This is a genomic window from Natronorubrum halalkaliphilum, assembly GCF_009834785.1.
Classification (GTDB): Archaea; Halobacteriota; Halobacteria; order Halobacteriales; family Natrialbaceae; genus Natronorubrum; species Natronorubrum halalkaliphilum.
Genome location: NZ_WUYX01000033.1, coordinates 52,650 through 66,238, shown reverse-complemented (window position 1 = coordinate 66,238; position 13,589 = coordinate 52,650). Strand labels below are relative to the sequence as shown.

Sequence of the window (13,589 nt, the reverse complement as noted above, 5' to 3'; positions counted from 1 at the left end):
CGTTCCAACCACGGCGGCTGTAGGCGGGCCGGTACCGACGTACAGTCGCCGTCTGAGAAGCGGCGTCTACGGGGCGTTGGCGGTTCGAATCCGAATATGAAGCCGATCCGACCTAATCCGACCTCGAATCCGCATCCGAATCCGAACCCGAATCTGAATCAGAACCAGTACGTGCAAAACAAAACGTCGACGCCAGTCCGAAACCGCGCCCACTCGAGCGTTCAGCGCGACTGAATCGGCAGTTCGATCTGCGTCGCGTACTCCGCGTTATGGTGGACGGTGTTCGTCGCGGTCCGGTACTCGCGGTCACCGTAGAGCGGTCCGCCGGTGTTGTTGTTCACGTCGTAGCGCGGGTAGTTCGACGAGGAGATATCCAGCCGGATGCGGTGGCCCTCCTTGAACACGTTCGCCGTCGGGTACGGCTCCATCTCGAACTCGTAGACCTCGCCGTCCTCGAGCAGGTCCGGCTCGTCGCGGTAGCCGCGGTAGCGGCCGCGACAGATGGAGTCACAGAGGTTGATCGCGGCCCCGTTCGGGAACTCCTCGCTCGGCGGGTGCTCGTCGATCAGCTTCGCCGTGAAGTCGGTGTCGGGGGCGTCGGTCGAGCCGTAGACGCGGACCCGGATCGGTCCGGCGATTTCGACATCCTCCTCGAGCGGCGGCGTCCGGTAGACGAGCACGTCGTTTCGCTCCTCGAGCGGGCCGTACGGCGGTTCGGCCCCGAATGTGTCCTCCCGGGTTCGCTGGTCGAAGCCGCCGCGGCCGGTGAGGTCCTGCAGTTTGCGCTCGCTCAGCGGATACTCTAGGATGTTCTCCTCCCGAGGCTCGTAGGTGATGTACGACGAGCAGTTGCCGCCGATGGTCGGGACGGGGTCGCGGGGGTCGAACTCGTAGCTCGTCGCGGCGTCCTCGGCGGTCGGCTCGTCGGTCGTGAGTCGGCCGTCCTCGTGGATGTAGTAGGTCGTGAACTCGGTGTCCGGCAGGGGCCACTCCTCGCCCGAGCGCCACTCGCCGCCGTGGAAGAGCCGCCCCTCGCGCGTCTGTTCGCCGTCGCCGGTCCCCATCTGGAAGTACTGGACCGTCGGCTGGTCGTCCCAGGTGTCTTTCCCCTTGAGGTAGTGATCGAAAAAGCGCAGTCGGGTCTCCTGATAGTCGCGCAGGGCCTGCTCGCCGAACTCGAGTTCCCCGGAGTAGGACTTGTTCCAGGAGGGCAGCGGGTAGCTGTTCCAGCCGTGGGTCCACGGCCCCATCAACAGAAAGTGGTCGCTGTCTTTGCGCTCGGCCAGCGCCTCAAAGTTGTCGCAGGTCGCCTTCGTGTAGGAGTCGTACCAGGCGCCCGAGTACACCGTCGGGACGTCGGCGGACTCGTCGTAGTAGGCCTCGAAGTTCATGCCGGGCTCCTGCCAGAGCTCGTCGCTCGCGGCTCCCTGAGTCATGATGTCGAACGCCCACTCCTCGTAGTCTGGAATGTGTCGAAGCGGGGATTGGCCCGGCTGTGCGGGGCCGTTTGCAAGCACGTCCCGAACGTCGACGTTTGCCAGTCGCTGCTGAATGTCCGAGTCCTCGAGGGCCCGCTGTGCGAAGCCGCCGCCGAGCGTGAACGCCCAGCAGAGCCAGCGCAGTTCGAAGGTGCCGTTGTGTCGGAACGTCGCCTTTCGACCGTTCGCCGCGCCCTGGTTGACGAACATGGCCTCGAGGTGGGGTGGATCCTGCGTCGCGAGCGCGTTCTGGACCCAGGCGCCGTAGGAGGTGCCGAAGGTGCCGACCTGTCCGTCGCAGTAGGGTTGGTCGGCGAGCCACTCGACCGTGTCGTAGCCGTCTTCGGGCTCGTTGATGAAGATGTAGTAGTCGCCGCCGCTGTTGAATCGCCCCCGACAGTCCTGGATGGCGACGACGTAGCCGCGCTTTGCGTACCATTCCCCGTGTCGTTCCATCCGGCCGCGCTTGCCGTAGGGCGTCCGATCGAGCAACACAGGTTTGGGTTCGTCGATCGGCTCGCCGGTGTCCGGATCGGCCGGCCGATAAATATCGGTTGCTAGCTCGACGCCATCACGGGTTTCAACCATTACGTCTAACTCAGCAGTAACTGCGTACTCCGGGTGAGATACCATCGAATCTACAGATGGAGGCGAACTGTAATAGTTCATTCCCCGCCGTCGGATTTCACCGGTCGCAAAACGAGTACCGGATCACGTACCGGTAGTACCGAAATCGTTCAACGGTGAACCGACACCGGCTGATCGCCCGCCTACGGCGGTACCTTTATATGTGTTCGCTTTGGTTTTGTTCCTATACCTGTACGGGTGTGGACACTCGACACGGTAGACAATCATCAACAGGAGATGGACATATGACTGATCACAACGAACGTACGGACGAAATCAGAACGGACGGCGGGGACATCTCCCGCGAGGAGGCGTCGTTCGTCGAGTACGGGATCGATGATAAACCACCGCTGGGCGAATCGATCCTGCTGGGGGTACAGCACTATCTGACAATGATCGGCGCGACCGTCGCGATCCCGCTGATCCTTGCGGGGGCGATGGAGATGCCCGCAGCGGAAACGGCGCGGCTCGTGGGGACGTTCTTCGTCGTTTCGGGTATCGCGACGCTGTTACAGACGACGTTCGGGAATCGGTATCCGATCGTTCAGGGAGGTACCTTCGCGCTACTCGCGCCGGCGCTGGCGATCATCGCCGCGATGGGTACCGGCTGGGAGGCGACGATAGTCGAGCTACAGGGCGCGATCATCGTCGCTGCGTTAGTCCAGGTCTTGCTGGGTTACATCGGCGCGCTGGGGAAGCTGAAGTACTACCTTTCGCCGGTCGTTATCGCCCCGGTGATCGTTCTGATCGGTCTCTCGCTCGTCGGCGTCCAAGACGTGACGACGCCCGACCAGAACTGGTGGCTGCTGGGACTGACGCTGTTCCTGATCGTCCTGTTCTCCCAGTACCTCGATCAGTACAGCCGGTACGCGAAACTGTTCCCGGTCCTGCTGGGAATCGTCGTCGCGTGGGTCCTCGCCGCGGTATTGTCCGCGACCGGCGTATACGGACCTGAAACGGTCGGCTACGTCGACAGCGCAGCCGTCGCCGAGGCGTCTGCGATCCAGGTAATCACGCCGCTGCAGTGGGGGATGCCACAGGTTACCCTCGCGTTCACGGTCGGGATCTTCGCCGGTATTCTCGCCTCGATGGTCGAGAGTCTCGGCGACTACTACGCCGTCGCCCGCATCGCCGGCGTCGGTGCGCCGAGCGAGAAACGGATCAACCACGGGATCGGAATGGAAGGAGTCGGCAACGTGATCGCCGGTATCATGGGGACGGGCAACGGCTCGACCTCCTACGGTGAGAACATCGGTGCGATCGGTATCACCGGCGTCGCATCGCGCTACGTCGTCCAGATCGGTGCGATCGTGATGTTACTCGTCGGATTCGTCGGCTACTTCGGCGCGTTGATCACGACGATTCCGACGCCGATCGTCGGCGCACTGTACATCGCGATGTTCGGACAGATCGCCGCCGTTGGTCTGTCGAACCTCAAGTACGTCGACCTCGACGCCTCGCGTAACGTCTTCATCATCGGTATCGCGCTCTTCCTCGGCCTCGCGATTCCGGAGTACATGGCGAACGTCGGCGGCGCCGCCGAGTTCCAGGAGATCGCCTCCGGCGCGACGGTGATCGGACCGATCCTCGGCGAACAGATCGTCTCCGATACGATCTTCGTGATCGGCTCGACGACGATGGCGGTCGGTGGGATCGTCGCCTTCGTGCTCGACAACACGATTCGCGGAACGAAAGAGGAACGCGGACTCTCGCAGTGGGAACAACTCGCCGAAGACGACGAGGAGTTCGTTACCATGTTCGAGAAGATGCGCTCGTCTGACGATCCGAAACCGGTCGACAGAGCCGACTAACCGCGACGAACCGACGGCCAACCGGCCGATTCGACGCGTATTTTTGCCGAATCGGGGAAAGTTTGATTACGAACGCTCGTCGAGAGACGGTAATGCCGAGTCGAAACGGTCTCGACCTCGATACCGGCGAACGGCTCCACTATCGAGGCGACCTTCGTTCGGGCGAGGAGATCGCGGTGACCGACAGCCGTCTCCTCGTGCGAAAGCGCGACGAGACCACGAGCGTTCCGTACACGAACGTCAGCGAGGTCAGCAACGAATCGTTCAACTGGTTTCTCGCGATACTGAGCCTGTCCCTCGTCGCGTTCGGCGTCTACTCGATTCCGGAAAACGCCTTCGCCGGCGTCGGACTGGCCGCGTTCGGTTGCTGGAGCATCTATCGCACCTATCGCCATCGCGACCGAGTCCGGATCCACACCCACAGTCAGCCGAAACCCGTCGAGGTCTTTCCGGCGGACGCCGAGGCGCTCTACGACGAACTCGAGCCGGCGATCGAGACGGTGAGAGCGGAGCAAGAGGCAAAACGTGAGCGAGAACTGAAAGGGGGAGAAGAAGGAGTAGCTGAAGGCGAACGAGAACCACAATAGGGGAACAGCGCTCACGAGACGAGCAGAACGCATCTACGGACCCCGTCTCCTTCGCGCTCGAGACCACGGGACGACGTCACAAACGCTTTTTCGGTTGCGCCGAATGCCACCACCATGTCCGATCACGACGACCTGCTCTGGCTCGAAGACGCGATCGATCACGCACTCGCCTGTCGGGACTCCTTTCTCGAGGACAGGGCGCAGACGCAGACGGAAACGGTAGCCGTCGATCGAGTAGCCGGTCGGGTGATCGCCGAGGACGTAGTCGCCGAGGCCGATCAGCCGGCGGCCGACCACGCCACGATGGACGGCTACGCGTTCGCCGCCGAGGATGAGGGGCCGCTCGAGGTCGTCGACGCGGATATCTACCCGGAGACGGAGCCGCCGACGCTCGAGGCCGGACGGGCGATCGAGATCGCGACGGGTGCGCCGCTGCCGAAACGAGCCGACACGGTCGTCAAGCGCGAGGACACGTCCGTCGTCGACGACCGACTCGAGAAACCCGATCTCGACGCGGGAACCTACGTCTACGAGCGTGGCTCGAACGTCGCCGCCGGCGACCGACTCTACGCGGCCGGCGATCGGCTCTCGGCGCTCGATGCGATCTTGCTTCGGGACGTCGGCCGGGAGGAAGTCGCCGTCGCGGAGCCGTTCTCCGTCGCGGTGCTCGCGACCGGCACCGAAATCCACGAGGGGCGACACACGGATCTCGACTCGCCGATGCTCTGTAACCTGGTTCGAGGCTGGGGCCACGAACCGACCTACGAAGGATCGGTTCCCGACGAGGACGACCGGGTCGAGGACCGGATCGCCGACCTCGCGGAAGCGAACGACGTCGTCGTGACGACCGGGGGCACCAGCGTCGGAAAGAAAGACTACGTCCTCGACGCGCTCGCGTCGCTCGGCGAGGTCACGTTCCACCGGGTCCGGATTCGGCCCGGGAAGCCGATCGCGATCGCCCGGCTTCCGGCGTACGACGCGCTCGCCGTCGCCGTTCCGGGCAAACCCATCGGCGCCTACGTGAGTACGACCCTCGTCGCCCGGCCGCTCTTTACCGGGGAGGCGAGTCCGCCGTCGCTCGAGCGAACGTTCACCCAGGACGTCGGCCTCGGTCCGTCGGGGTTCACCTACGCGATTCCGGTGACCCTCGACGGCGACGACGCGACGCCGCTCGGCCACGCGTCCTCGCCGCTGTCGGTCTACGAGGAGACGTTCGACCCGAGCGTCCTCTCCTCGAGTACGCGGGCGGCCGCCGCGGACGGGTTCGTCCTCACGACGGAGGGGCTCGCCGCCGGCGAGCGGGTCGACGTCGTACCGACGACGGCGCTCGAGTGACCGTCACCGTCGCGGCTGTGGGATAGGAAGGTTTTTGCCCCGGCGAACGGATTACCATGGTATTACATGACGACTGACGATCGCATTCTCGAGGGCGTGAGAGTCATCGATCTGACGACGTTCGTCACTGGCGGCTTCTGTTCGCTGATGCTCGCGAATCAGGGAGCAGAGGTCATCAAGGTCGAACGACCCGGCGCGGGTGACGATAACCGACACTCCGGGCCGCCGTTTATCGACGGCGAGTCGCCGTACTTCTGGACGGTCAATTACGGCAAGAAGAGCGTCGAACTCGATCTGAAGAGCGAGGCCGGCCGCGAGGCGCTGTACGACCTCGCGAGCGAAGCCGACGTCTTCCTCCAGAACTATCGGCCCGGAACCGCGGACCGCCTCGACGTCGACGAGGAGACGATCCGCTCGCACAACGACGACATCATCTACTGCGCCATTTCGGCGTTCGGACAGACCGGGCCGTGGCGACAGCGACCGGGATACGACCTGATGATTCAGGGAATGAGCGGCATCATGAGCGTCACGGGCGAGGACGGCGGTCGGCCCGTAAAAGTGGGCCTCCCGATGACCGACCTCATCACGGCGATGTGGGCGTCGTTCGGGATCTCGAATGCCCTCTATCGCCGCGAGCAGACAGGTGAGGGGGAGTACATCGATCTTGGGATGCTCGACGCCGCGCTCCCGTGGCTGACCAAACAGGCCGGCAAGGTGTTCGCCGACGAATCACCCTCTCGGATGGGGACGAAAGACCCCGTTCTCGCACCCTACCAGACCTTCGAAACCGCCGACGGCTACATCAACGTCGCCTGTCTCAACCAGAAGCTCTGGCGAGGGCTCTGCGAGGCGATCGATCGTCCCGAACTGGCCGAGGACGACCGCTTCGAAACCAACGGCGATCGCGTCGAACACATGGACGAACTCGAGGCGGAACTCGAGAAAACGCTGTCGGAACTGACGACCGAGGAGTGGATGACGCTGCTCGTCGAGGAGGCCGGCATCCCGGCCGGCCCCGTCTACGAGGTCGAGGACGCGCTGTACAACGAACAGACAGAGGCCCGCGATGCCGTAACGACGATCGAGGACCCCGAGCGAGGCGAAATTCCCGTCATCGAACACCCACTCAATTACGGTCACGCGGACAGCGGCTTCGAGTCGCCGCCGCCGCGGCTGGGCGAGCACAACCGGAGCGTCTTCGAAGAACTGGGGTACGACGAGGCGACGCTTGACGACCTCGAGGAGCGCGGTGCGTTCGGCGACGACTCCTGATACGGATTGCTGTAACTATGTACGCCGATAGCCAGAACGGGGTCGGCGATCGGCGGTCATTGACTACAGTAACCCGTATGAGGGCCTAAGAGGGGCTATCGCCCGTCGGAACCGAATCAGCGGGACGAGGAGTTCGGCTCGATCGGTTTGTTCAGTGACAGTGGTTTCGAGGAGCGGTGCGCTCGAGGGCGCTCGACCTCAACCGCAGTCCGTCTCGAATCGCACCGAACTATCGGAATGATTAGTTACTATACTATCGGATAGATAGAGCGAGCACGAAGGGATCGTAATTTCGGACAGAGAGTACACGTTCACGGGTATCCCTTCTATCCTGCATTGATAGCCGCTCTCCCTGCCAATATCCGCGCCGTTGTGGTAGTCTGCTCTACTGTCCTGTTGTGGTATTTGTCGAGCAAAATTGAGAGAAATCGAGAGTGAGAACCTCTAAACGGCATATGAACTGTTGTAGCGGATCAAGCGCGTCGGTAACCTCCATTTGAAACAATAACTAGGGATACATGATGGAATAGATATGACAAGCGTTAGATGACACAAAGTAACTATATACTGGGCGCACCCGGATCCCGGAGAAGAGTCGGCACGAGCTAGCGGGAAACGCCCCGATCACGTACTATCCCAGCCGCCGCTTCGATGATTCCTCGACGAGTTGAGCCGACGACGGGTCCGACCGACGGACCTCCCTTCGCTCGAGGCGGCGACTGATCCGACTCGAGACCCACTGCTGCCCACCGGAGCGGGACGGGGTTCAGTTTCGTTCTCGTCGCGACACGTTCGAAAAGACCACAAAGCATATTCCCCAGAACTCCAATCGACTTGGTAGGACGGTGGACAGCGGGTAGGGGTACTCGCAAATTCTGTCCACCGATTTATTGGATCGATAGCGACATCCCTCGGCGCCATCCGACGGATGCCCGGAGTCGAACGCCTCGAAACCCCTTCCGCCAACTGCCGTCGGTACGGTTCGACTCTCGACGCGTCGATCCGCGACCGTTCCTTCTCAGCGGTTGTCTCTGATACTGCCGGACAGAACGATTCGAAGATCGGTCGCGCTACTGCGGCCGTCATCCCCGAGAACGGCCGCGAATTCGCGACCGACTTCTCGTTGACTTCTGTCCGACAGTATGCCCCGATCGAACGAGTCTCACACTCGAACGACGCCGGTTTCGGAGTCGTGTGTGAGCAGTCCCCGATCGGGAGATGGCGTCGGGACGTGGCTAATGTCCGGCCAATCGTTATCAGTGCGGTCGTGGTGGTTTCGGTATGGTCCAGGAACTGAAAGACGCGCGCGACGACCTCGAACAAGCGACGAAGACGGCCGAAGACGACGTTCGAGAGGACATTCGCGAGACTGCCGACTCGTTCCGCGACTATACGGTCGGCGATCACGAACCCGACCACGCGATTCTCGACCAACACCTCAACACGCTCCGGCAGGTCCGCGAGCGGGCCAGCGGCGATACGAAAGACAAAGTCGAGAGCGCGCTCGAGACGACCGAGTCGTATCGCGAAGAAGTCGATCAGGCCTGACCTGCCGTTGCGCCCTGCCCTGTTCCGCAGACGGCTACCTGCCGGCTACCGCCTACCGCTCGCGCGGCGACCGTTCACTCACGTCGATATCGACGTTCGTCTCCCCGAGCAGGGTTTCGAACCCGTACTGTTCGAACTGGTCGACGACCGCCGCCCGCTCGTCTTCGCCGAGGCCCTCGAGGATCGTCGCCAGCACGGCAGTCGCCGCGCGTTCGCCGGTAACGTCGAACGTGTCCAGACGCTGGTCGACTCGTGAGATGTACTCCTCCTCGGAGAACTGTTCACCGGATTCGCCCGCCGTGAGCCGATCGCTCAGCTCCTCGGGGAGTTCGGACGCCAGATCTTCGGCCCGATCGGCGCTCAGCCGTTCACCGAGCGTCGTCAGGACGGCTTGCGTCGCGTCGGTCGCGCCCTCCTCGTCGGCTTCGGTTCGGTCGCGTACCGTTTCAGTGATCGCAGCCCGTTCCATAGTGATCCAACAGCCACGCGTCGCCTCACGCTTCGGGCGGCAACTGCTGGGTGGTCGGCTGCTTGCCGGGTGAACCGTTTTGAGCGGCTCCGTGATAGGCCCCAGTATGAGTCAGTCTGGTCACCCTTCCTGGCAGTACACCGTTATCGAACCACCGCGCGGGCCGACGATGGAGGAAGCGACCGATCCGTCGGCCACCCTGAACGAACTCGGCGCCGAGGGCTGGGAACTCGTGACGACTATCGAGTACGACGGTGGCGGCACGAAGTATCTCGTCTTCAAGCGACCGGCGAGCGCTACCGATGAGTGACGAGGTAAGCACCCAGGACACCATGCGCGAGCGGGCCGACGAGAGCCGGCTCAAGCTCTGGTTGCTTCTCGGTGCGAATCGCACGTTCGTTACTGTCGTCCTCTCGGTCGCGTTCTTCGCGCTCTTCGTCGGCGTCGGCTCACAACTCGAGCCGCCGCTGTCGGAGCTGCTCGAGGAGCGCGGCGTCATCGAGACGCTGTTCTCGGCCATGATCGGTGCGCTCATCACCGGTGTCACGCTGGTCGTCACGATCAGCCAGCTCATAATCTCCGAAGAAAACGGCCCGCTCGGCGAACAACACCGTCGGATGAGCGAGATGATGGATTTCCGGGATCACGTCACGGATCTCGTCGGCAAACCGTCGCCGGCGGATCCCTCGGCCCTGTTGCGAAGTCTCATCGACGCGACCGACTCGCGAGCGGAGGGGTTCCAGGAATCGACCGACAGTGCCGACGATGGGGAACTCGCAGCCGAAGTCGACGAGTACGTCGAGAGTCTGACCGGCAACGCCGACACCGTCCGCGAGCAACTCGACGGGGCGCAGTTCGGCACCTTCGAGGTCCTGAACGCCGCGCTCGACTACAACTACTCCTGGAAGATCTTTCAGCTCGAGCGCCTCGAGGACGACTACGGCGACGTCATGGACGACGACCACCGGGCGGCCATCGACGAACTCAGGACGGCGCTCGTCATGTTCGGGCCGGCCCGCGAGCACGTCAAGACGCTCTACTTCCAGTGGGAACTCATCGATCTCTCGCGACTGATCCTGTACGCGGCGATCCCGGCGCTGCTGGTCGCTGGCATTATGTTCACGTTCGTCGATGCGTCGACGGCTCCCGGGACGACCGCCGGCATCGAGAACGTGCTGTGGCTGGTTTCGATCGCCTTTACGATTACGCTAGTCCCGTTCTTCCTCCTTTCGGCGTACGTCATCCGGATCGCAACCGCGGCGAAGCGAACACTGGCGATCGGACCGCTCATTCTCCGAGGGTCCCAGCGTTGATCGGGGCGATACCCTCTACCTGTTGTCGAAACATCGATCAGACGGTCGTGATGACCGTAGGCGATGATACGGTCGCCGGCGTGAGTCGTATGCCCGCTTGCCGGCGCGCCGTTGTAGGTGTCGCCGTCGCGCTCGATTCCGAGCGGCCTCGTCGGTCGTGAACCCGACCCCCGAGAAGGCCGACGGCGACCGAAACGACGCGACCTCCTCGAGAGGCCGGGCATCGTGAGCGTAACGGTTCCGATGCGAACGACGAGCATCGAGAGCGAGAGACTGTTCAGCAGGGAGACGAACGCGTACATTGGCTCCCAATAGGAGGACCTACTCGCTGTTTGTATTTCGTGCCGGAACGTTCAGGCGGTATCGTGCCAGCAGTCCGGAGACGTACTCTTGGGTAAAAACGCGTAACGTCCGACTCCGATCCAGTGCCAAACTCGACCCGGTCTCTCGACCGCGAGTCTGCCCGGCCTACTGGAGCAACGGACTCACCGGCGAGGTCTCTTCCGGCGTCGACTCGTCGAAGAAGCCCTCGACGCCCTCGAGTTCGAAGACCAGTTCGGTTCCGAACGCACCCGCCGGCGTCTGGAAGCCGCTGTCCGTCTCACCCGCGAGCACGCGTTCGGTAACCGTTACGGCCGCGTCGGTGGTCACGATGTACGGATCCGGCGTCCGCAGCCGAGAGACGACGCGCTCGCCGTCGTCGGCGGTGGCCTCGCCCCAGATGTAGGCCGATCCGCGTTCCCGCGCCCGCTCGGACGGACCTTCGCGAACGCCAGCGAGCAGCTTCAAGACCTGTTGTACCGGCTTCACCGCCAGCACCGGCGCGAGGTAGCGGTGGAGCTTGAGCGCCGTTCGGGCGGGCTGGGGCATCACCGCGTACATCTCGACGTTCGGTATTCCGGTCGTGTAGTGGGCCGTCGACACGTCCCCCATCGGCATCGTAATCGCCGGCCGCTCTCCGCGACCGAAGTCGATTTCCCGGGTGCGCCACGCCGTCGGCACGTTCTCGAGGTGTCCGTCTCGCCGTATCGTGCCGCCGTCTTCGGCCCCTTCGATCACCGTCCGAACCGTGCCGATTGAGGGCACCCGGAACGAGTCGACTCCCAGCGCGAGGTCGGTCGCTTCCGGCAGTCGCTCATGGAGGTGGGCGGCGAGACAGTCCATCGGCACCGTCGAGAGCGCGGCCGAGGGAAGCAGCGTCACGCCGGCGCCTTCCGCCGCAGCGTCTCGATCTTCGATCGATTCGATGACCGGAATTTCGCCCGTGATATCGACATAGTCAGTCCCGCTTTCGAGACAGCCCTCGACGAGCGGGTCGGCCGTGTTCGAGAACGGGCCGGCGCAGTTCAAGACGCAGTCGACGTCCTCGAGGGCCTCCGCGACGGTGTCGGGGTCGTCGAGCGAGAACCGACGCCCCGGTTGCTCGAGGTCGTCGACCTGTTCGCGGAGCGTTTCGCGGTCACGACCGGCGAGTATCGGATCCAGTCCGCGGTCGATGGCCTCGTTTGCGATCAGCGATCCGACGAAGCCGTACGAGCCGTAGAGCAGGAGCGTTGGCATACCCCGAATACGCGCTCTCGCCGGGTAAGCGGCCTGCCAGCATTGCTATCCGGGCTCGGTTCGAAAATCGGTTCAGGGCCATACTCGAGGTCGTCACTCGAGTCGTTCCAACACGGCGTCCTTCTCGTAGGAAAGCGTCAGCGACCGCGAACGGCCGCGGCCGTCGACCTCCGCGTAGTCGGCGTCGATCAGCCCCAACTGGTCGAGCTTGTTGACGATCTCGGAGTAGCGCGTGTAGCCGAGGTCGGTCCGCTCGTGGAACGCCTCGTAGACGTCGCCGGCCTGATCGCCGTCGTTGTGGGCGATCACCTCGAGCAGCGCCTGTTCGGTGTCGGTCAGGCCGGAGAGGCTCCGCGAGAGGTTGATATACTTCGATTTCTCGAAGGCCTCTTCGACGTCTTGCATCTCGACGGTTCGACTGGCGCGCATCTCGGCGTTCAACCCGGCGCGTCGTAGCAGGTCGATCCCGACGCGGAGGTCGCCGCTGTCGGCGGTGAGTTCGGCGACGTACTCCAGGGTGTCCCGCGAGATGACGCCGTCGTGGAAACCACGTTTGGTTCGCTCCGCGAGGATGTCGACGATCTCGGGCTGGTCGTAGACGGGGAAGTAGACGTCTTCGGGGCGGAACACGCTCTGGACCCGCGAGTCGAGTTCGTCGATGACGTCGAGTGCGGGATCGGAGGAGACGACGACGACGCCGATCTTCGCGCCGGGATACTCCTCGTGGGCTCGTAGGAGCGAGTAGAGCGTGTCCGAGGCCTCGTTTTCGTAGAAGAGGTAGTTGACGTCGTCCAGAGCGACGACGAGCACGCGGTCCTCCTCGACGAGTTTCTCGGCGATCTGGCCGAACAGTTTCTTGAAGGAAATGCCCGAGGAGGGGGGTTCGTAGTCGAAGGTGCCCTCGAACAGCCGCGAGAACACCGAGTAACGGGTTGCGTTGACCTGGCAGTTGACGCGAATCGTGCGGACGTCGCTGGTTTGAGCGCCGACCTCGTCGAACAGCTTCTGAATGGACGTGGTCTTGCCAGTGCCGGGTGGCCCGCGAACCATGACGTTCAGCGGTCGCGACCCGCGCACCGCCGGCCGGAGCGCGTACGTCAGGCTCTGGGTCTGGCCCTCGCGGTGCTTGAACGTCTCGGGTATGTAGTCGATTTCGAAGACGTGCTCGTTCTTGAACACGGATTCGTCCCACGACAACATCCCCTCCCCAGGGTCGTCTGCCATCACTTTCACCACGCTGTCCGAGCTACTTAGTTCTTCGCAGCGAACGCGGTCGGATCTAGGCTGCTCGGTCAGAATTCGCACCGCTGCCCTCGGTATACGGGGGTTACTCGCGGGGCGATCAGGCCAGCTCGATCCGTTCTATTCCGCGTTCGAGATCCGCCGGATCGATTCGTCCACCGTGGGTCATTCGGACGTGCGCCCGCACCAACCGTTTCACCTCGTCGGCACTGCTCGAGCGTATCACGAACTGACAGTTCCCTTCCGAACACGCGAACTGGTGTGGCATGTCGTATCATCGGCCGACTGTGTGGGTAGGCGTTGCACTTGCATTCTGAGGGGGTTGACCATCCCGTTCGGTCGAA

The 13,589-nt window shown here is 63.2% G+C and carries 12 protein-coding genes; 7 read left to right on the top strand and 5 right to left on the bottom strand.

Translation table 11 applies throughout. The annotated features are described in order from the left end of the window. Positions 1-221: 221 nt before the first annotated feature. Entirely contained in the window at positions 222-2,111 is a 1,890-nt protein-coding gene (locus tag GS429_RS11160; protein ID WP_160065438.1) for a CocE/NonD family hydrolase, read from the bottom strand. A gap of 239 nt (positions 2,112-2,350) precedes the next feature. Here GS429_RS11160 and GS429_RS11155 point away from each other — a divergent pair, with 239 nt between their 5' ends. The 5 genes from GS429_RS11155 (at position 2,351) to GS429_RS11135 (ending at position 8,661) form a co-directional block, all read left to right on the top strand. Beyond that, complete coding sequence (locus tag GS429_RS11155; RefSeq protein WP_160065437.1) at positions 2,351-3,916, top strand: uracil-xanthine permease family protein; 1,566 nt, start codon at positions 2,351-2,353, stop codon at positions 3,914-3,916. 92 nt (positions 3,917-4,008) lie between these two features. Continuing rightward, positions 4,009-4,503, top strand: a complete 495-nt coding sequence (locus GS429_RS11150) for a hypothetical protein (RefSeq protein WP_201294002.1) — start codon at positions 4,009-4,011, stop codon at positions 4,501-4,503. Between the two features lie 114 nt (positions 4,504-4,617). Beyond that, positions 4,618-5,838, top strand: a complete 1,221-nt coding sequence (locus tag GS429_RS11145) for a molybdopterin molybdotransferase MoeA (RefSeq protein WP_160065436.1) — start codon at positions 4,618-4,620, stop codon at positions 5,836-5,838. A 66-nt stretch (positions 5,839-5,904) separates the two neighbouring features. Beyond that, positions 5,905-7,113: a CaiB/BaiF CoA transferase family protein gene (locus GS429_RS11140; protein WP_160065435.1), complete on the top strand. Its 1,209-nt coding sequence runs from the start codon at positions 5,905-5,907 to the stop codon at positions 7,111-7,113. A gap of 1,281 nt (positions 7,114-8,394) precedes the next feature. Further along, positions 8,395-8,661 carry a DUF7553 family protein gene (locus tag GS429_RS11135; RefSeq protein ID WP_160065434.1) on the top strand — a complete coding sequence of 89 codons (267 nt, stop codon included), beginning with the start codon at positions 8,395-8,397 and terminating at the stop codon, positions 8,659-8,661. A 52-nt stretch (positions 8,662-8,713) separates the two neighbouring features. On the opposite strand, the gene GS429_RS11130 is transcribed toward GS429_RS11135, so the two are convergent. After that, positions 8,714-9,130, bottom strand: coding sequence for a DUF2267 domain-containing protein (locus GS429_RS11130; protein WP_160065433.1), 417 nt, complete (start codon positions 9,128-9,130; stop codon positions 8,714-8,716). 106 nt (positions 9,131-9,236) lie between these two features. On the opposite strand from GS429_RS11130, the gene sp36 reads away from it, so the two are divergent. After that, the gene (sp36, locus tag GS429_RS11125) at positions 9,237-9,440 is read left to right on the top strand and encodes a Sp36 family protein (RefSeq protein ID WP_160065432.1); all 204 of its coding nucleotides are present in this window, start codon (positions 9,237-9,239) and stop codon (positions 9,438-9,440) included. Further along, positions 9,433-10,443, top strand: a complete 1,011-nt coding sequence (locus GS429_RS11120; RefSeq protein WP_160065431.1) for a DUF7972 family membrane protein — start codon at positions 9,433-9,435, stop codon at positions 10,441-10,443. Before sp36 ends, GS429_RS11120 begins: the two co-directional genes overlap by 8 nt. A gap of 468 nt (positions 10,444-10,911) precedes the next feature. Here GS429_RS11120 and GS429_RS11115 read toward each other — a convergent pair whose 3' ends face one another. From GS429_RS11115 to GS429_RS11105, 3 genes are all read right to left on the bottom strand, one after another. Beyond that, entirely contained in the window at positions 10,912-12,003 is a 1,092-nt protein-coding gene (locus GS429_RS11115) for a saccharopine dehydrogenase family protein (protein ID WP_160065430.1), read from the bottom strand. Positions 12,004-12,096: 93 nt separating this feature from the next. Then, positions 12,097-13,227: an ORC1-type DNA replication protein gene (locus tag GS429_RS11110; protein WP_160065429.1), complete on the bottom strand. Its 1,131-nt coding sequence runs from the start codon at positions 13,225-13,227 to the stop codon at positions 12,097-12,099. Positions 13,228-13,345: 118 nt separating this feature from the next. Beyond that, the gene (locus GS429_RS11105; protein ID WP_160065428.1) at positions 13,346-13,513 is read right to left on the bottom strand and encodes a DUF1059 domain-containing protein; all 168 of its coding nucleotides are present in this window, start codon (positions 13,511-13,513) and stop codon (positions 13,346-13,348) included. Positions 13,514-13,589 lie beyond the last annotated feature (76 nt).

Coding starts and splice junctions, on each gene's coding strand:
- GS429_RS11160 (WP_160065438.1), bottom strand. CDS start 2,111: ATGGTATCTCACCCGGAGTACGCAGTTACTGCTGAGTTAGACGTAATG.
- GS429_RS11155 (WP_160065437.1), top strand. CDS start 2,351: ATGACTGATCACAACGAACGTACGGACGAAATCAGAACGGACGGCGGG.
- GS429_RS11150 (WP_201294002.1), top strand. CDS start 4,009: ATGCCGAGTCGAAACGGTCTCGACCTCGATACCGGCGAACGGCTCCAC.
- GS429_RS11145 (WP_160065436.1), top strand. CDS start 4,618: ATGTCCGATCACGACGACCTGCTCTGGCTCGAAGACGCGATCGATCAC.
- GS429_RS11140 (WP_160065435.1), top strand. CDS start 5,905: ATGACGACTGACGATCGCATTCTCGAGGGCGTGAGAGTCATCGATCTG.
- GS429_RS11135 (WP_160065434.1), top strand. CDS start 8,395: ATGGTCCAGGAACTGAAAGACGCGCGCGACGACCTCGAACAAGCGACG.
- GS429_RS11130 (WP_160065433.1), bottom strand. CDS start 9,130: ATGGAACGGGCTGCGATCACTGAAACGGTACGCGACCGAACCGAAGCC.
- sp36 (WP_160065432.1), top strand. CDS start 9,237: ATGAGTCAGTCTGGTCACCCTTCCTGGCAGTACACCGTTATCGAACCA.
- GS429_RS11120 (WP_160065431.1), top strand. CDS start 9,433: ATGAGTGACGAGGTAAGCACCCAGGACACCATGCGCGAGCGGGCCGAC.
- GS429_RS11115 (WP_160065430.1), bottom strand. CDS start 12,003: ATGCCAACGCTCCTGCTCTACGGCTCGTACGGCTTCGTCGGATCGCTG.
- GS429_RS11110 (WP_160065429.1), bottom strand. CDS start 13,227: ATGGCAGACGACCCTGGGGAGGGGATGTTGTCGTGGGACGAATCCGTG.
- GS429_RS11105 (WP_160065428.1), bottom strand. CDS start 13,513: ATGCCACACCAGTTCGCGTGTTCGGAAGGGAACTGTCAGTTCGTGATA.